The following is a 14,050-nucleotide window of genomic DNA, read 5'->3' as shown; positions in this document are numbered from 1 at the left end:
ACACAAGCATTGTACACAAAAATCACAAGAAAAAAAGACTGCATTTTCTCAGCTCCTCTTGCTATGATGTCAGGTAGACAGATATCAATGTAAAGAGGAGTTTTGTTTATGTTTATTAATTTTTCAAAAGAAGACAAAGATAAAATGCTGAATGAAATTCAAACGTTTTTTTATAAAGAACGAGATGAAGAAATCAGTGAATTTGCAGCGGAAAATGTATTGGAGTTTATTAAAGAACATATAGGTCCTCACTTTTATAACCAAGCCATTAAAGATGCGGAAGATATTATGAACCAGGTCATGCTTTCTGCAGAAGAAAATTTACATGCATTAAAAAAACCAATCGAAAAGTAGTTCGAAAAAGAAAATATGAAATAGGAAAAAGCGTTTTATGTACAAAAACATAAAGCGCTTTTGTTTGTTTATGAAACAAATTATTTGTTCGCCCAAGTGATATATGATACATTCGTTTTAAGATAACATTAACGTTAACGTAAATGTTATATTTAAAGTGTTTTGATTTAACTTGATGAGGGCATAACTTCAGCAAGCAGGGACATAATGAGGTAATTATATGAGGAAAGAAGGGACTACACATGAGCAACATTACGAAAGGTCAGCTAACAAAATCTATTGTGAAAGCAAATGAAAATCGTTTAACGGATAATAGTGATTTTGATATCTATCAAGAGCTGGAAAATGTGCTTCAAGGAGTCGACTTATCAGCAAAAGACAGTGGAGGAAACATTACATTTTACGGAGAAGATCCGATTGTTCCTAGTACGCTGCGACTTGCCTCAGCAGCAGCTATTGCACTGGTTGCTAAGTCAGTAGCTGTCTCAAAAATTTGGAGAATACGCGGAGGAAAAGGTCAAGATATTCATATGGATTTACGAAAAGCGATCCGAAGATTATCACCTTTTTACGATAAAAAATGGGAAAAGCTTAATGGGTACGCACCGAGTAAAGCAAATGATCCTTATAATCCATTAGGCTTTCGCTTTTATCAAACAAAAGATGGCAAATGGGTAATGCCGCTGAATCCGTATCCACGCTCTAAGCATGAAACGCTCAAGCTATTAAATTGTATAGAAGACCCTGATGCAGTGGCAAAAGCGATTCGCGGATGGAATGCAGAAGAATTGGAAAAAGCTGCAGCGGAGCGAGGAGTTATTATGCCTGTTGTGCGGACAATTGAAGAGTTTATGAATGAGTCCGTGTATGAAGAAGTAGCGCAGCTTCCTTTGATTGAAATTGAAAAGATTGGAGAAAGTGAGCCAATTCCTTTTTCCAAGAACCCTAAAACGCCGCTAGACGGTATTCGAGCATTAGGGCTTGGTCACGTTATTGCAGGAGCCGGATTTGGTAGAGCTCTTGCTTTACACGGTGCGGACGTCTTAAATATTTGGAAGCCAACGGATTGGGAGCATGATACGATTTACGCTACGTCTAATGTCGGTATGCGCTCTTCAACGCTGGATGTCGGTGAAAAAGAAGGAAAAGAAAAAATGGTTGATCTTCTAAAAGAAGCCGATATCTTTTTTGGGAACCGTCGCTACGGATTCCTAGAGAGATACGGTCTAACAGCTGAAGAGTGTGCAAAATTAAAACCTGGAATCATCCACTGCACCGTTAACCTGCACGGAACGCAAGGAGAGTGGGCAAAAAGAAATGGATTTGACCAAACAGCGGGAAGCGTAACGGGAGTCATGGCGTTAGAAGGATCGCCAGAAAATCCTAAGCTGCCTCCTATTGTAGTGGTAAATGATTATGCGGTTTCTTGGCTGCTTGAAGTTGGTGCTTTAATGGCACTAGAAAGAAGAGCAAAAGAAGGAGGCAGCTACCGCGTGCGTGTATCATTAGATCGCGTATCTTTATGGATCTTATCAATGGGCATCTATGATAAAACATATGCTCATCAAACAGCTGGTTCGTCAGAGAAGCATGAGTACATTGCACCGGATCTCTTTACAGCCCAAACACCTTTAGGATTGTACCAAGGGCTTACAGAACAAATTGAAATGTCGGAAACTCCAGGGGAATATAAGACGGTTCTCGTTCCTCGAGGTTCTTCACGCCCAGAGTGGTTGTGATAACAAGAGGCTGAGACAAAATTATTTTAGTGGAAAGAAAATCCGAACGATGAATCGAGATTCTTGATAAAGGATCCAACTCGTTCGGATTTTTTTGTTATTGTGATGAACGTAGGTTTCGTTTATGTGGGTAGATGCTTCTAGCGCTTGCACGGAAATCAACAGCGGTGTCACAAGCGGTTCAGCTCATGTATCCAATTTGTTTGTCTTTAGATTGAATTGATTTCGCTATGTCTTAATCTCGGTTTTTGGGGGTCAAATTTAAAATGAAAAATAAGAAAAAATATTTGAATAATTATATGATTTCTTATATAATAGCGAAAAGGATGAGGAGTTGACTTGTAATGGAAAACTATACGTCCCGCAAAATGACACGAGAAGAAGTAAAAGTATCAGACGCGACAGCAGCTCAACTAGTGCTAAACAAATCTCTTCGTGACTTTAAAAAAGCACAGCTTTTACTGCAAATCGATCAGTCTTTAGAAAAAAGAGATAAAGAAACTTTTTTACGTTTAACTGAAGAGTTAAAAGAAGTTTGTTAAATAACCTACCAACATAAACAATCAGCCTTTGCTTCTAGTGAGCAAAGGCTTTTCATATGGGAAAAAACGGATAAATGTTTTGTTTTTTCTGAAAGCGGTAAAAGTATAGTATGGATGATAAAGCAAAAATCAAGAAGTCTCTTACTTTATTATTTGTTGCTTTATCATCTACAGCATCTAGATGGTAATACATCACGAAAGAACAAAAAGAGAGAGGGTTCTTGATATGTATAACAAAATCTTAGTAGCCTTTGATGGTTCCGCACCTTCTATTCGTGCTCTTCAACATGCAAGTAAACTAGCTAAAAGCGTAAATGCTAATAAGCTGACAATTGTACATATTAAGGAAAGAATTCACTTGCAGCAGCCTGTTTTTAGCGTTGACTTGGACGCACTGATAGAAGAAGAAAACCGCGATATTTTATCTGAAGCTCACAATCATTTAACTCAATCAGGTATTCCATATGAGGCATACGGTGTAGAAGGCACCGCTTCAAAGAAAATTATTGAATACGCACGTGACAATCAACAAGACGTCATTGTGATAGGAAGCCGAGGAAAGGGCTTTGTTAAAGAGACCTTTCTAGGAAGTGTAAGTCACGAAGTTGCTCAATCTGCAGAATGTCCTGTTATTATTGTTAAATAAAAAGAGGCTGGGGTAAAAGTAGTTTAGTTAAAGAAAAATCCGAACGATGAATCGAGATTCTTGATGAAGAATCCAACTCGTTTGGATTTTTTTATTGGTATGGTGAACGTAGGTTTCATGTATATAGTTGCTTCTAGCAGTTGATTGGAGGGTAAGACGAAGACTCCTGCGGGGAAAGCGAAGTCTTGCACGAAAATCAACTGCGGTGTGACCAGTAATTTATACTAGCTCCCTTATCCAATTTGTTCGTCTTTAGATTAGAGTGATTTTGTTAGGTCTCAATTTCTTTTTGCTTTTGGATTATGTATTGCTGTACGCTTCGTAAGTTCGAAATTTGCTGTATGATAAACTTACTTCATACGCTAAGCTGTCAGATACCCGTGGTAAAATGTCAAAGAATAATCGTTATTTAATTAGGTATGTTTTATTCTGCACAGTTTCTTCATTTATTACTTTTATAATGAAAGCAAGGGATGTGAATAAATGAATCGTATTTCTATTAAGCTTGGACTCTTGTTTTTAATGTTCATTTTACTAATTGAAGCCGCTCTCTTTTTCTATTTATATAGCGGTCTTGCCAATACACGAATTTCAGAGGAGCTGCAAAGCTTGCGTTTAAGAGGAAACAGTCACCGGGAAGTATTAGAGAAGCATCATGATTCTGCTACGCTTGACCATGTTGCACTGATGGAATCAGAAGCAGAAACTGATGTTATCATAACGGATAAAACAGGAAAAATTATCAGTTCGTCTAGGCCTTTAATTCAAGGTGCAAGAAAAGCAGTAGAGAAATGGAAAGGAAAGTCTCTTACATATAAAGGTGAAATTATGCAAGGCGACTGGAAAAGCAAACCTTATATCGCCACGGCATCACCTATTAAAGAAGGCCATCAACAGTTCGGAACGGTTTATATGTTCAAAAACACAAAGGATATTCACGAAATGATTGCGAGACTACAGCATCATTTTTACGTAGCGGGAGCTGTGTCCGTTTTATTTTCCATTGTGACTATTTTTGCTCTGTCTAAATTTATAACCGCTCCTTTAATCAAAATGAAAAAAGCAACTGAGAAGCTGAGTCAAGGAGATTTGTCTGTGAAACTTGGCGCTCATTCAAGAGATGAACTTGGACAATTAGGAATGTCCATTCAGTCGTTAGCGAATGAGCTGCAGCGGTTACGAAAAGAGAGAAATGAATTTTTAAGCAGCATTTCACATGAACTTCAAACGCCTTTGATGTATTTAAAGGGCTATGCAGACGTAGCAAGAAGGCCTTCTAATACACCGCAAGAACGTGATAAGTATCTTGCTATTGTGGAAGAAGAAGCAGGAAGAATTTCACAGTTAGTCAAAGATTTGTTTCAGCTGGCGCAGCTGGATCAGCATACATTTTTTATTCAAAAACAAAAAGTAGAGCTAGCTACGTATTTGCACACCGTATGCGCGCATTTTCATTTAGCTTTAAAAGAAAAGGAGATGGAGCTGGAGATAAGCTGCCCTCAAGGTCTTTACGTTTCACTAGATCCTGAAAGATTTCAGCAAGTGATTATCAATTTACTTGATAACGCAATGAACTATTCAAAAGAAGGGACTAAAATTGATTTAAGCGTAAAAAAATCAGCTGAATCATTGACAATAACTCTTAAAGATCAAGGAATAGGCATTCCAGAAAAAGATCTACCTTACGTATTTGACAAGCTGTATCGAGTGGAAAAATCCCGCTCGAGAAAAAGCGGAGGCTACGGATTAGGCTTATCAATTGTAAAGGAGATTGTAGAAGCTCATGGAGGAGAAATAACAATCACAAGCGAGACGGGAAAAGGTACGACTGTAGAGATTGTATTAAGAGAGGATGGATAGGATGGCAACTATTTTATTAGTAGATGATGAAGCAAGGATGCTGGATTTACTAGAACTTTATCTGCTGCCAAACGGATTTACATGTATAAAATTTGAAAAAGGCACAGAAGCGCTGCGCTATCTTTATGAAGGTAACAAAGCAGATTTGATGTTATTAGATATTATGATGCCAAGCGAAGATGGGTGGGAGATTTGTCAAAAAGTAAGAAAAATGTCTGATCTACCGGTCATTATGCTCACAGCTCGCAGTCAAACGTTAGATGTAGTAAAAGGATTAAATATAGGGGCAGACGACTATATTACCAAACCGTTTAGCGAAGAAGAATTGGTTGCACGCATCGGTGCGGTTCTTAGACGTTCGTTAAAGGAAAAACATGAAATCACCTACAAAGGGTTAGTATGGAGCAAGGAAAATCACGTATTACAATATAAAGATCAGCAGATTCAAGTAACGCCTAAAGAGTTTGAATTGGTGGGGTTACTTCTTCAGCATTTAAATCGTGTGTTCAGCCGAGACGACTTGCTTGTGTTAGTGTGGGGATATGAGGCGGAGATTGGAGACCGTACTATTGACTCTCATGTGCGAAATGTTCGGGATAAGCTTAGAAAAGCGGGCTTTCCCGTAGACGAATACTTGCAAACTGTATGGGGAATAGGCTATAAGTGGGTTGATGTTAGTTGAAAATGATATGAGCATAGCTACTGAAATTGGTGAAAAGATAAAGTGAGCAGAAGCCAGCTTTTCGCTTTACATAGGGTAGGGGGGTATAGTATCATGAAGTTATGAAGGGAGGATGTTAGATGGTCGAAGCGAATCACATGAATAGTGAAGAAAAATGTTGTACGATAAATAGTGAAAGAAAAAGTCACCATTCTCCAGAAGTGAAAAAAAACCTAACAAGCCGATTAAATCGAATTGAAGGACAAATTCGAGGAATTAAAGGATTAATTGAAAAAGATACGTATTGTGACGACGTGATTACTCAAATCGCAGCTGCGCAGTCTGCTTTGAATAGTGTAAGTAAAATTTTGCTTGAAGGTCACTTGAAGCATTGCATTGTAGAACGTGTGCAAGCTGGTGATGAAGAAGTAGTGGATGAATTATTAACAACCATTAAACGATTAATGAAATAAAGGAGATGCTAGAAATGGAAAACGTAACATTATCAGTACAAGGAATGTCTTGCGGTCATTGTGTCAAAGCTGTTGAAGGCGGCGTAGGCGAACTTAATGGCGTTAAAAGCGTAGAAGTAAGCTTAGAAGATGCAAAAGTAACGGTTGCATTTGATCCAAGTCAAGTAACGGTCGAAGATATTAAAGAAGCTATTGATGACCAAGGTTATGAAGTAGCATAAACAGCATCGCGTGCGAATACCTTCGCACGCTTGATTTAAGAGAAAAATATACCCCTTGTAGGTATATAACAGGAGGCGAAACGCGGTGAGTGACAAACAAAAAGAAGCCACCTTGCAAGTTACGGGTATGACATGCGCAGCGTGTTCTAACCGGATTGAAAAAGGGTTAAAAAAAATAGAAGGTGTAAAAGAAGCAAACGTGAATTTGGCTTTGGAAAGATCTACTATCATATTTGATCCGTCTAAAACAAGTCCACAGGCCTTTGAAGAAAAAATCGAAAAGCTTGGGTACGGAGTTGTAAGTGAAAAAGCCGAATTTGCTATTACGGGCATGACGTGCGCCGCTTGTTCGACTCGTATTGAAAAAGGGTTAAACAAATTAGAAGGCGTGACAAAGGCAAGTGTTAACCTTGCTTTAGAAACGGCTTCTGTTGAATACAGCCCTTCTCAAATAGATCCGCAAGACATAACGCAGCGAGTTGAAAAGCTTGGATACGGAGCCAAGCTAAAGTCAGAAGAAAAAGAAGAAGAGCAAAGCTACAGAGAAAAAGAAGTGAGTAAACAAAAAGGAAAGTTTTGGTTTTCATTTATTTTAAGCGTACCGTTATTATGGGCAATGGTTAGTCATTTTACGTTTACGTCGTTTATTCCTTTGCCTCATATGCTGATGAATCCATGGGTTCAGCTCGCTTTAGCTACGCCTGTTCAATTCGTCGTAGGGAAGCAATTTTATATAGGTGCATTTAAAGCTCTTCGTAACAAAAGTGCCAACATGGATGTTTTAGTAGCACTAGGTACAAGCGCAGCTTATTTCTATAGTTTATACTCTTCTCTTAAATCGCTTGGCTCATCTGCTCATACTACTCAGCTTTACTATGAAACGAGTGCTATATTAATTACGCTGATTCTTTTAGGGAAATTATTTGAAGCCAATGCCAAAGGCCGTTCTTCAGAAGCAATTAAAAAGATGATGGGTTTACAAGCTAAAACGGCCGTTGTAGTAAGAGACGGAGCGGAAATTGAAATTCCAGTGGAAGAAGTGCAAAAAGGCGAAGTTATTTTTATTAAACCCGGTGAAAAAGTACCTGTAGACGGAGAGATTATTGAAGGACAATCGGCTTTAGATGAGTCCATGCTGACAGGGGAAAGCGTACCGGTAGATAAAAGCATTGGAGATAAAGTAATTGGAGCCACACTCAATAAAAATGGTTTTCTAAAAATAAAAGCTACAAACGTTGGAAAAGAGACGGCGCTTGCGCAAATTATTAAAGTAGTAGAAGAAGCGCAGGGGTCTAAAGCCCCTATTCAGAGATTAGCTGATTATATTTCAGGTATATTCGTGCCAATTGTGGTTGGAATTGCTCTTCTTACGTTCTTTGTCTGGTACATTTGGATTGTGCCTGGCGAATTTGCACCGGCTTTAGAAAAGCTTATCGCCGTATTAGTGATCGCATGTCCATGCGCATTAGGTTTAGCTACTCCAACTTCCATTATGGCGGGGTCGGGCCGCGCAGCAGAATTTGGTATTTTGTTTAAAGGCGGCGAGCATTTAGAAGCGACGCATAAAATCGATACGATTCTTTTAGATAAAACGGGAACTGTTACAAATGGAACGCCTGAGCTAACCGATGTACGTATTGCACAGGGCTACGAAGAAAATGAGCTATTACAGTTAGTTGCATCAGCTGAGCGTTTATCGGAGCATCCTCTAGCTCAAGCACTCGTAGCAGGTATAAAAAATAAAGGTATAGAAATTCAAGATCCGTTATCTTTTGAAGCGATTCCAGGGCATGGAGTAAGGGCAACTGTACAAGAACGAGAGCTGTTAGTAGGAACAAGAAAGCTTATGAACCAACATAAAGTGAATATTGATGCAGCTTTAGAAGAAATGACAAATTTAGAACGAGAAGGAAAAACGGCCATGCTCGTTGCTCTTGACGGAAAATATGCCGGCATGCTTGCTGTTGCAGACACTATTAAAGAGACTTCTAAAGAAGCAGTTTCTAGGTTAAAAGAGATGGGCTTAGAAGTGATGATGATTACCGGAGATAATCGTCAAACAGCTCAGGCTATTGCGATGCAAGCGGGTATTGAGCACGTTATAGCAGAAGTGTTGCCAGAAGGCAAAGCAGAAGAAGTGAAAAAGCTTCAGCAGCAAGGTAAAAAAGTCGCAATGGTAGGAGACGGTATTAACGATGCTCCTGCACTTGCGTTAGCTGATATTGGAATGGCCATCGGAACAGGAACGGATGTAGCGATGGAAGCCGCTGATATTACGCTGATGCGAGGAGACTTGATGAGCATTGCAGATGCGATTGAAATGAGTAGAAAAACGATTTCTAATATCAAGCAAAATCTATTCTGGGCGATGGGTTATAACACGCTCGGTATTCCAATTGCAGCAGTTGGGCTGTTAGCTCCTTGGGTTGCTGGTGCCGCGATGGCTTTTAGCTCTGTATCGGTTGTATTAAATGCACTGCGATTGCAGAGAGTGAGGCTATAAGGTATGAAAAAGTGGATCATCTCAGCTATTTTGTACGTGCTTGCCGTTATAGCAGTATATGCTGTGTGGGAAATATAAAGTGAAAAATATTTGGGTCACCAAGCCATTTTCGGTGAAAGTGATGTAAAACAAAGCTGCTAAAGAATATTCTTTAGCAGCTTTGTCAGGTGCAAGGAATTTTTTTGATTCAATTCATACCCTTTAAGATGAAGGTCTTCTGGATGCTTTTGCTGAGCAATTAACACATCACGTCCATCATCCATAATCCAAATGAAATAATGACGGCTAGAACCATCTCCATAGGTAATGGTCATTTTGCAATCGATGCTCCCAGCAGACTCTTCATCTAAGAGAAGTTTCATGCGCTCAGCCTTTTTTATACTATTGGTGAATGTATTCATATCTTGTTCATCGATAAACGTTTTGAGCGTTTTCATTTTAATGGACGTTACTTCTATCTTTTGTACGCTAGGTGAGAGCGTGGACTGTGCGGAAAAAGAGGGGACTCCCATCACCAAGCTAACTACAAGTAAGAGTGAGGATAGAGCAAAGCGTATTTTTAGCATGTTTCTTTCCTCCTTTTATTTTTATACTTTTTCCTAGTGGTAAGTGTTTCATACGAAGGCCTTTTTTAGGCACAGGAAATTTTCGTACCTAATTACCTTCATCTTCACAAAATCTGCACAAAGTCTGGCTACAATAAAGAAAAGAAGAGTATGCAAAGATAAGTTGTTTCTAAGGATTAAAGGATTTTTATTTTAAAATTTATTAGGTGGAAAAGAGGGACTGTCATGAAAAAACAGCTATTTATTCTTGGTGCATCTGTCATTATTGGACTAAGCGGATGCGGAAACGATTCTAGTCATGAAAAACCTTCAGCTGACAAAAATGAATCCATGCACGATCACTCAGAGATGAATCACTCTAGTTCAGGAGAGGTTCCAAAAGGATTAAAGCAAGCTGAAAATCCAACATATAAAGTTGGAGATAAAGCCATTATGAAAGCTGATCATATGAAAGGCATGAACGGTGCTGAAGCAACGATTGTTGGTGCTTACGATACTACGGCCTATACCGTTTCGTATACGCCAAAGACTGGCGGGGAAAAAGTAAAAAATCATAAGTGGGTTATTCAAGAAGAAATAAAAGATGCGGGTAACGAGCAGTTAAAGCCAGGCAGCGAAGTGACGCTTGAAGCAGATCATATGAAAGGTATGAAAGGGGCAAAAGCAACGATTGATTCAGCCGAAAAAACAACGGTATATATGGTAGACTACACACCGACTACAGGCGGAGAGAAAGTGAAAAATCATAAGTGGGTAACGGAAGATGAGCTTTCAGCAAAATAGACTGTTAGCGAGAAAAAAGGCTGGACAGAAGTATTTTGGGTGAAAGAAGATCCGAACAATGAATCAAGATTCTTGATTGAGAATCTCGATTCATCGTTCGGATTTTTTATGGGTAGGGTGAGCGTAGGTCTTATGTAGTGTCTTCTAGCTGCGGTATTAAGTAGAATGCTACGGTAATAAAACGAACAAACTACTGATGAAAGGAGCTAGCTATGAGTGAACATACAGTAAAGCGAACAGGACGCACACGATGGTTCATTTCATCTTTGTTAAGCAGTATGATTATTTTAAACTATTTTGATCGTGTAGCGGTGTCAGTGGCCGCTCCTGCAATACAAGATGCATTTCACTTAACGGGAACAGAGCTTGGAATTGTCTTTTCTATTTATACGTATTCTTATACGATCATGCAAATACCTGCGGGAAGCTTGCTTGATCGGTTCGGAGTAGCATGGGTGACAAGAGTCGGTATGGTGATTTGGAGTTTATTAACGATGTCGATGGCCTTTTTGCAAGGAAAACTTCTTCTCTATATTGTCCGATTTTTAATAGGAATAATGAGTGCTTCTGCATTTCCGGCAGCATCAAAAGCTACGTCGCTATGGTTTCCTCCAAATGAAAGAAGCTTACCAAATTCTTTGTTTGATTCAGCGGCCAAATTTTCGAATGTACTTGGCGCGCCTCTTGTAGCGTTTCTCATCACCAAATTTGATTGGCGCACAGCATTCTTATCTATTGGAATTATAAACGTACTGTTTACGCTGCTGTTTTGGTTTTATTACGAAAAGCCAGAAAAGCATAGACGCATATCAGATGATGAGCTGAAGTATATTCAAGAAAATAATTTAAATGCAAACGATGAGCAAACATCAAAATTTTTACATACCTTGAAAGTATTATTTACGAATCGAAAAGTTTGGGGGCTAATGATTGGGTTTACAGGCTATGGATATACGTTTAATTTACTGTTAACGTGGCTGCCAACTTTTTTAAAAGAAAAATACGGTATGGATATCATGTCATCGGGCCTGCTTACGGCAGTACCTTGGCTAATTGCTACATTTGCTGGCATTTTAGTAGGCGGGTGGCTTGTTGATTACCTCATAAAAAAAGGTTATGACAGTCAAAAAGTATATCGCACCATCATTGTTATAGGATTATGCTTAGGGTTTGTTTTTTTAGGCTCTATTTTCACTAATAGTGTCGTCTTAGCGATGATTTGTATCTCGATTGGACTGGCAGGTATATCTGCAACCGCACCAATCGGCTGGTCTATTTCTGCAGAAATTGCACCTGCAGGCTCTATTTCCCTTCTTAGTTCTATTGTTAATTTAGCTAATAATTTGTTTGGAGGAATTATAGCTACAGCTTTAACAGGGTACCTTTTAGATAAAACAGGTTCTTTTAACCTAAGCTTTATGGTAGCGGGAATTGTATTGTTGCTAGGCTTAATTTTTTATATTTATGTGCTAGGAGATATTAAACAAATTAAAATTCCAAAAAATCAACGTACGAAGTAAAACCCCATGACTCGTTATGGGGTTTTACTTTTGATTATAAATAACGACCTTGCTTGTGCGTTTAGCGATGTGAGAAACGCTATTAAGAAGGGAAATAAGGTAAATTTGTTTGTTTAAAACATATGATAGAGACTTATTTTAAAACAGAATTGTTAGTATAGCATGTTCTTAAAAAGGTTAAGATGGTTTTTATGAAGAAACCTTGTGTCTAGTTTTGTTATTTCAGCAGAAGTAGATACGAACCGCACTATAAAAAAATAGAAAGGCAGAGGAACATGAATCATAAAGAAAGTGAAAGCAATACTGAGTTAAATCAAAGTCATTTGTTAAAGGAGCCTCAGCGCATAGAATTATCTAAGTACCAAATTTTAAAGGCACTGATACCTGTTATTATACTTGGGCTTGTCGTTTTAGTGGCCGTATTACAAAACGATGGTCTTCTTAATTGGATCTAGGCATGTAAAAGGGGTCTGTAACGTACAAACAGACGTCGCAATCAGTAGAAATAATGGATTGCAACTTAGGCATGCAACAAAAAAACTGCATAGAGTGTAATTCAAATCGCTTGGATACAGTAGAGGGAAAGAGGGAGATATATGCCAAGAGTAACCGTTTTAGGATACGGCAGTTTTGAAGTGGCAAAAGGAAAAAAGCTTGTCTTGGCACTCGAAGACAACGGTATAAATATTCTTCATCGGTGCGGTGGGAAAGCTAAATGCACGACTTGCAGGGTAGAAGTGCTCGAAGGTGAATATTGTGATTTAACACACGCGGAGAAAAATGCATACTCAGAAAGTTCAATTGAAGATCATTTGCGCTTATCGTGCCAAATTCGTGTAAATGAAGATGTCACCGTTCGGCCAATACTAACGGTAGAAAGCTCAGGACGAGAAGCAGGACCTCGACCCACAGAGTAGTCATGTAATTGCAAAAAGCAGCGTGTGGAATGTTTACATGCTGCTTTTTGTATGTTTACTTAAAAAAATAACAAGAACAGCTAAGGGGAGTAGCAGCTGTTCTTGTTCAAGTAAAATACCTACGGAATGATTCCTTTAAATTTTAGCATTCTGTAAGGCGGGCAGTAAATCACTCAAAAGAGTGATTATAAAGGCTTTTTTCGAACGGTTATCTGCAAATAGATTTAATTGGATTCTTCAATCACATCTCCACTTTTGTAAATATGATACCAGCCTATGGTACCTGATCCCCCTTGATCCATCCAGTCTTTATTTTTTGCTACGAATCTATAGTAAGCTTTATCGTTGTTATCTTTCCGTAAGCGGTCGTCTGTACTGAAGACAATGTTGTCACCGAGTTCTTTTTTACCGAATGCAATAGCCGTGCTGACAGGAAATTGCTTTCTTTCTACCTTGTTCTCATCTAAAGCTGCCCATGTTAAGGGGCCAACAATACCATCTGGAGACAAGCGGTGATCGGTTTGAAATTCTTTTACTACATTTTGCGTTCGCGTACCGAAAATGCCATCAACTGATGTGTTATACTTCACATCCTTTAAGCTTTGCTGTAAGTCTCTTACGTAGCTAGAGTGGGAACCTTTACGAAGCGTAGGCCTCGTTTCTGCTTTAGCTTCAATTTTTTGTGAGTAGGCATCTTTAGCAGCTGCTTCAGTAGTTGGAGTGCTGAATGCTACGCATGTTGTTGCAAGCGTAAGAGTAGAAAGCATGACAAGTGTTTTTTTCGTTAACATGAAATAACCTCCTTGTTTTTAGCAACTATTTGTCGCTTTTCATGAGCTTTATAACTAATTAGTAGCTATAAAGTCAACTTATTATAGCGCAGCCAGTTTTCTATTTGTTTTTATATTCCTATGATTATATAAGATAGTCATAAAAAACTAGTGAAGTAGATAAATCGTTCTATGTTTTCACTATAATTTCATTTTTCTCTGATACAGTACGGAAGGGAAAAAACAGTAGGTTTAAGCGTCTTGTGTACTTGGAGTATGTCTTGCTCTATAACGCTCATAATAAACGAATGAAAAGACTGCAAAGGGAATTTGGATCTCTTTGCAGTCTCTTCATGTTCAAAAGCTCTGCGTTCAACTGATAACCAGAAAGGAAAGTATTTATGTCTACTTTGTATGCTCAGCACATAAGGAACCTTTTTTCGAAAATAAAGTCCAATAAATCATCACGGAAACAAATTTTTCTCTACATATTAG

The 14,050-nt window shown here is 38.6% G+C and carries 14 protein-coding genes; 12 read left to right on the top strand and 2 right to left on the bottom strand.

The annotated features are described in order from the left end of the window. The first annotated feature begins 108 nt into the window (after window positions 1–108). The 9 genes from SCI76_RS04785 to SCI76_RS04745 all read left to right on the top strand — a co-directional run bounded on the left by SCI76_RS04785 (window position 109) and on the right by SCI76_RS04745 (window position 8,999). Window positions 109–354: a DUF2164 domain-containing protein gene (locus SCI76_RS04785; RefSeq protein WP_243494537.1), complete on the top strand. Its 246-nt coding sequence runs from the start codon at window positions 109–111 to the stop codon at window positions 352–354. 242 nt (window positions 355–596) lie between these two features. Beyond that, complete coding sequence (locus SCI76_RS04780; protein ID WP_243494538.1) at window positions 597–2,093, top strand: CoA transferase; 1,497 nt, start codon at window positions 597–599, stop codon at window positions 2,091–2,093. A 344-nt stretch (window positions 2,094–2,437) separates the two neighbouring features. Continuing rightward, window positions 2,438–2,635: an IDEAL domain-containing protein gene (locus tag SCI76_RS04775; RefSeq protein ID WP_013082792.1), complete on the top strand. Its 198-nt coding sequence runs from the start codon at window positions 2,438–2,440 to the stop codon at window positions 2,633–2,635. 226 nt (window positions 2,636–2,861) lie between these two features. Beyond that, window positions 2,862–3,281: a universal stress protein gene (locus SCI76_RS04770; RefSeq protein WP_063247249.1), complete on the top strand. Its 420-nt coding sequence runs from the start codon at window positions 2,862–2,864 to the stop codon at window positions 3,279–3,281. 483 nt (window positions 3,282–3,764) lie between these two features. Further along, window positions 3,765–5,141: an ATP-binding protein gene (locus tag SCI76_RS04765; protein WP_407545069.1), complete on the top strand. Its 1,377-nt coding sequence runs from the start codon at window positions 3,765–3,767 to the stop codon at window positions 5,139–5,141. 1 nt (window position 5,142) lies between these two features. Beyond that, complete coding sequence (locus tag SCI76_RS04760; protein ID WP_047751141.1) at window positions 5,143–5,823, top strand: response regulator transcription factor; 681 nt, start codon at window positions 5,143–5,145, stop codon at window positions 5,821–5,823. 119 nt (window positions 5,824–5,942) lie between these two features. Then, window positions 5,943–6,275, top strand: coding sequence for a metal-sensitive transcriptional regulator (locus SCI76_RS04755; protein ID WP_014460516.1), 333 nt, complete (start codon window positions 5,943–5,945; stop codon window positions 6,273–6,275). A gap of 14 nt (window positions 6,276–6,289) precedes the next feature. Next, window positions 6,290–6,496, top strand: coding sequence for a copper chaperone CopZ (gene copZ, locus SCI76_RS04750; RefSeq protein ID WP_033578734.1), 207 nt, complete (start codon window positions 6,290–6,292; stop codon window positions 6,494–6,496). 85 nt (window positions 6,497–6,581) lie between these two features. Then, complete coding sequence (locus SCI76_RS04745) at window positions 6,582–8,999, top strand: heavy metal translocating P-type ATPase (protein WP_221833496.1); 2,418 nt, start codon at window positions 6,582–6,584, stop codon at window positions 8,997–8,999. Between the two features lie 137 nt (window positions 9,000–9,136). Here SCI76_RS04745 and SCI76_RS04740 read toward each other — a convergent pair whose 3' ends face one another. Next, the gene (locus SCI76_RS04740; RefSeq protein ID WP_033578736.1) at window positions 9,137–9,565 is read right to left on the bottom strand and encodes a hypothetical protein; all 429 of its coding nucleotides are present in this window, start codon (window positions 9,563–9,565) and stop codon (window positions 9,137–9,139) included. Between the two features lie 225 nt (window positions 9,566–9,790). Here SCI76_RS04740 and SCI76_RS04735 point away from each other — a divergent pair, with 225 nt between their 5' ends. The 3 genes from SCI76_RS04735 to SCI76_RS04725 all read left to right on the top strand — a co-directional run bounded on the left by SCI76_RS04735 (window position 9,791) and on the right by SCI76_RS04725 (window position 12,785). Further along, window positions 9,791–10,348 (top strand): YdhK family protein, encoded by a 558-nt coding sequence (locus tag SCI76_RS04735; RefSeq protein ID WP_033578737.1) that lies wholly within the window; start codon window positions 9,791–9,793, stop codon window positions 10,346–10,348. 212 nt (window positions 10,349–10,560) lie between these two features. Beyond that, a complete protein-coding gene (locus tag SCI76_RS04730; RefSeq protein ID WP_034264501.1) occupies window positions 10,561–11,868 on the top strand; it encodes an MFS transporter in 1,308 nt (435 codons plus the stop codon). 596 nt (window positions 11,869–12,464) lie between these two features. Further along, the gene (locus tag SCI76_RS04725; protein WP_048021341.1) at window positions 12,465–12,785 is read left to right on the top strand and encodes a 2Fe-2S iron-sulfur cluster-binding protein; all 321 of its coding nucleotides are present in this window, start codon (window positions 12,465–12,467) and stop codon (window positions 12,783–12,785) included. Window positions 12,786–13,009: 224 nt separating this feature from the next. Here the strand turns inward: SCI76_RS04725 and SCI76_RS04720 are convergent, their stop codons facing one another. Continuing rightward, window positions 13,010–13,576 (bottom strand): peptidoglycan-binding protein, encoded by a 567-nt coding sequence (locus SCI76_RS04720; RefSeq protein WP_033578741.1) that lies wholly within the window; start codon window positions 13,574–13,576, stop codon window positions 13,010–13,012. Between the last annotated feature and the right edge of the window lie 474 nt (window positions 13,577–14,050).

It is taken from the genome of Priestia sp. HNGD-A6, assembly GCF_045784335.1.
GTDB lineage: Bacteria > Bacillota > Bacilli > Bacillales > Bacillaceae_H > Priestia > Priestia zanthoxyli.
Note: the sequence above shows the minus strand (reverse complement) of the source record. Positions and strands in the feature narration are given on the sequence as shown.

Excerpts from the sequence above, each read along its gene's own strand:
- SCI76_RS04720 (WP_033578741.1), bottom strand. The coding sequence starts at position 13,576 with ATGTTAACGAAAAAAACACTTGTCATGCTTTCTACTCTTACGCTTGCA.
- SCI76_RS04740 (WP_033578736.1), bottom strand. The coding sequence starts at position 9,565 with ATGCTAAAAATACGCTTTGCTCTATCCTCACTCTTACTTGTAGTTAGC.
- copZ (WP_033578734.1), top strand. The coding sequence starts at position 6,290 with ATGGAAAACGTAACATTATCAGTACAAGGAATGTCTTGCGGTCATTGT.
- SCI76_RS04760 (WP_047751141.1), top strand. The coding sequence starts at position 5,143 with ATGGCAACTATTTTATTAGTAGATGATGAAGCAAGGATGCTGGATTTA.
- SCI76_RS04725 (WP_048021341.1), top strand. The coding sequence starts at position 12,465 with ATGCCAAGAGTAACCGTTTTAGGATACGGCAGTTTTGAAGTGGCAAAA.
- SCI76_RS04775 (WP_013082792.1), top strand. The coding sequence starts at position 2,438 with ATGGAAAACTATACGTCCCGCAAAATGACACGAGAAGAAGTAAAAGTA.
- SCI76_RS04735 (WP_033578737.1), top strand. The coding sequence starts at position 9,791 with ATGAAAAAACAGCTATTTATTCTTGGTGCATCTGTCATTATTGGACTA.
- SCI76_RS04730 (WP_034264501.1), top strand. The coding sequence starts at position 10,561 with ATGAGTGAACATACAGTAAAGCGAACAGGACGCACACGATGGTTCATT.
- SCI76_RS04765 (WP_407545069.1), top strand. The coding sequence starts at position 3,765 with ATGAATCGTATTTCTATTAAGCTTGGACTCTTGTTTTTAATGTTCATT.
- SCI76_RS04755 (WP_014460516.1), top strand. The coding sequence starts at position 5,943 with ATGGTCGAAGCGAATCACATGAATAGTGAAGAAAAATGTTGTACGATA.
- SCI76_RS04780 (WP_243494538.1), top strand. The coding sequence starts at position 597 with ATGAGCAACATTACGAAAGGTCAGCTAACAAAATCTATTGTGAAAGCA.
- SCI76_RS04785 (WP_243494537.1), top strand. The coding sequence starts at position 109 with ATGTTTATTAATTTTTCAAAAGAAGACAAAGATAAAATGCTGAATGAA.
- SCI76_RS04770 (WP_063247249.1), top strand. The coding sequence starts at position 2,862 with ATGTATAACAAAATCTTAGTAGCCTTTGATGGTTCCGCACCTTCTATT.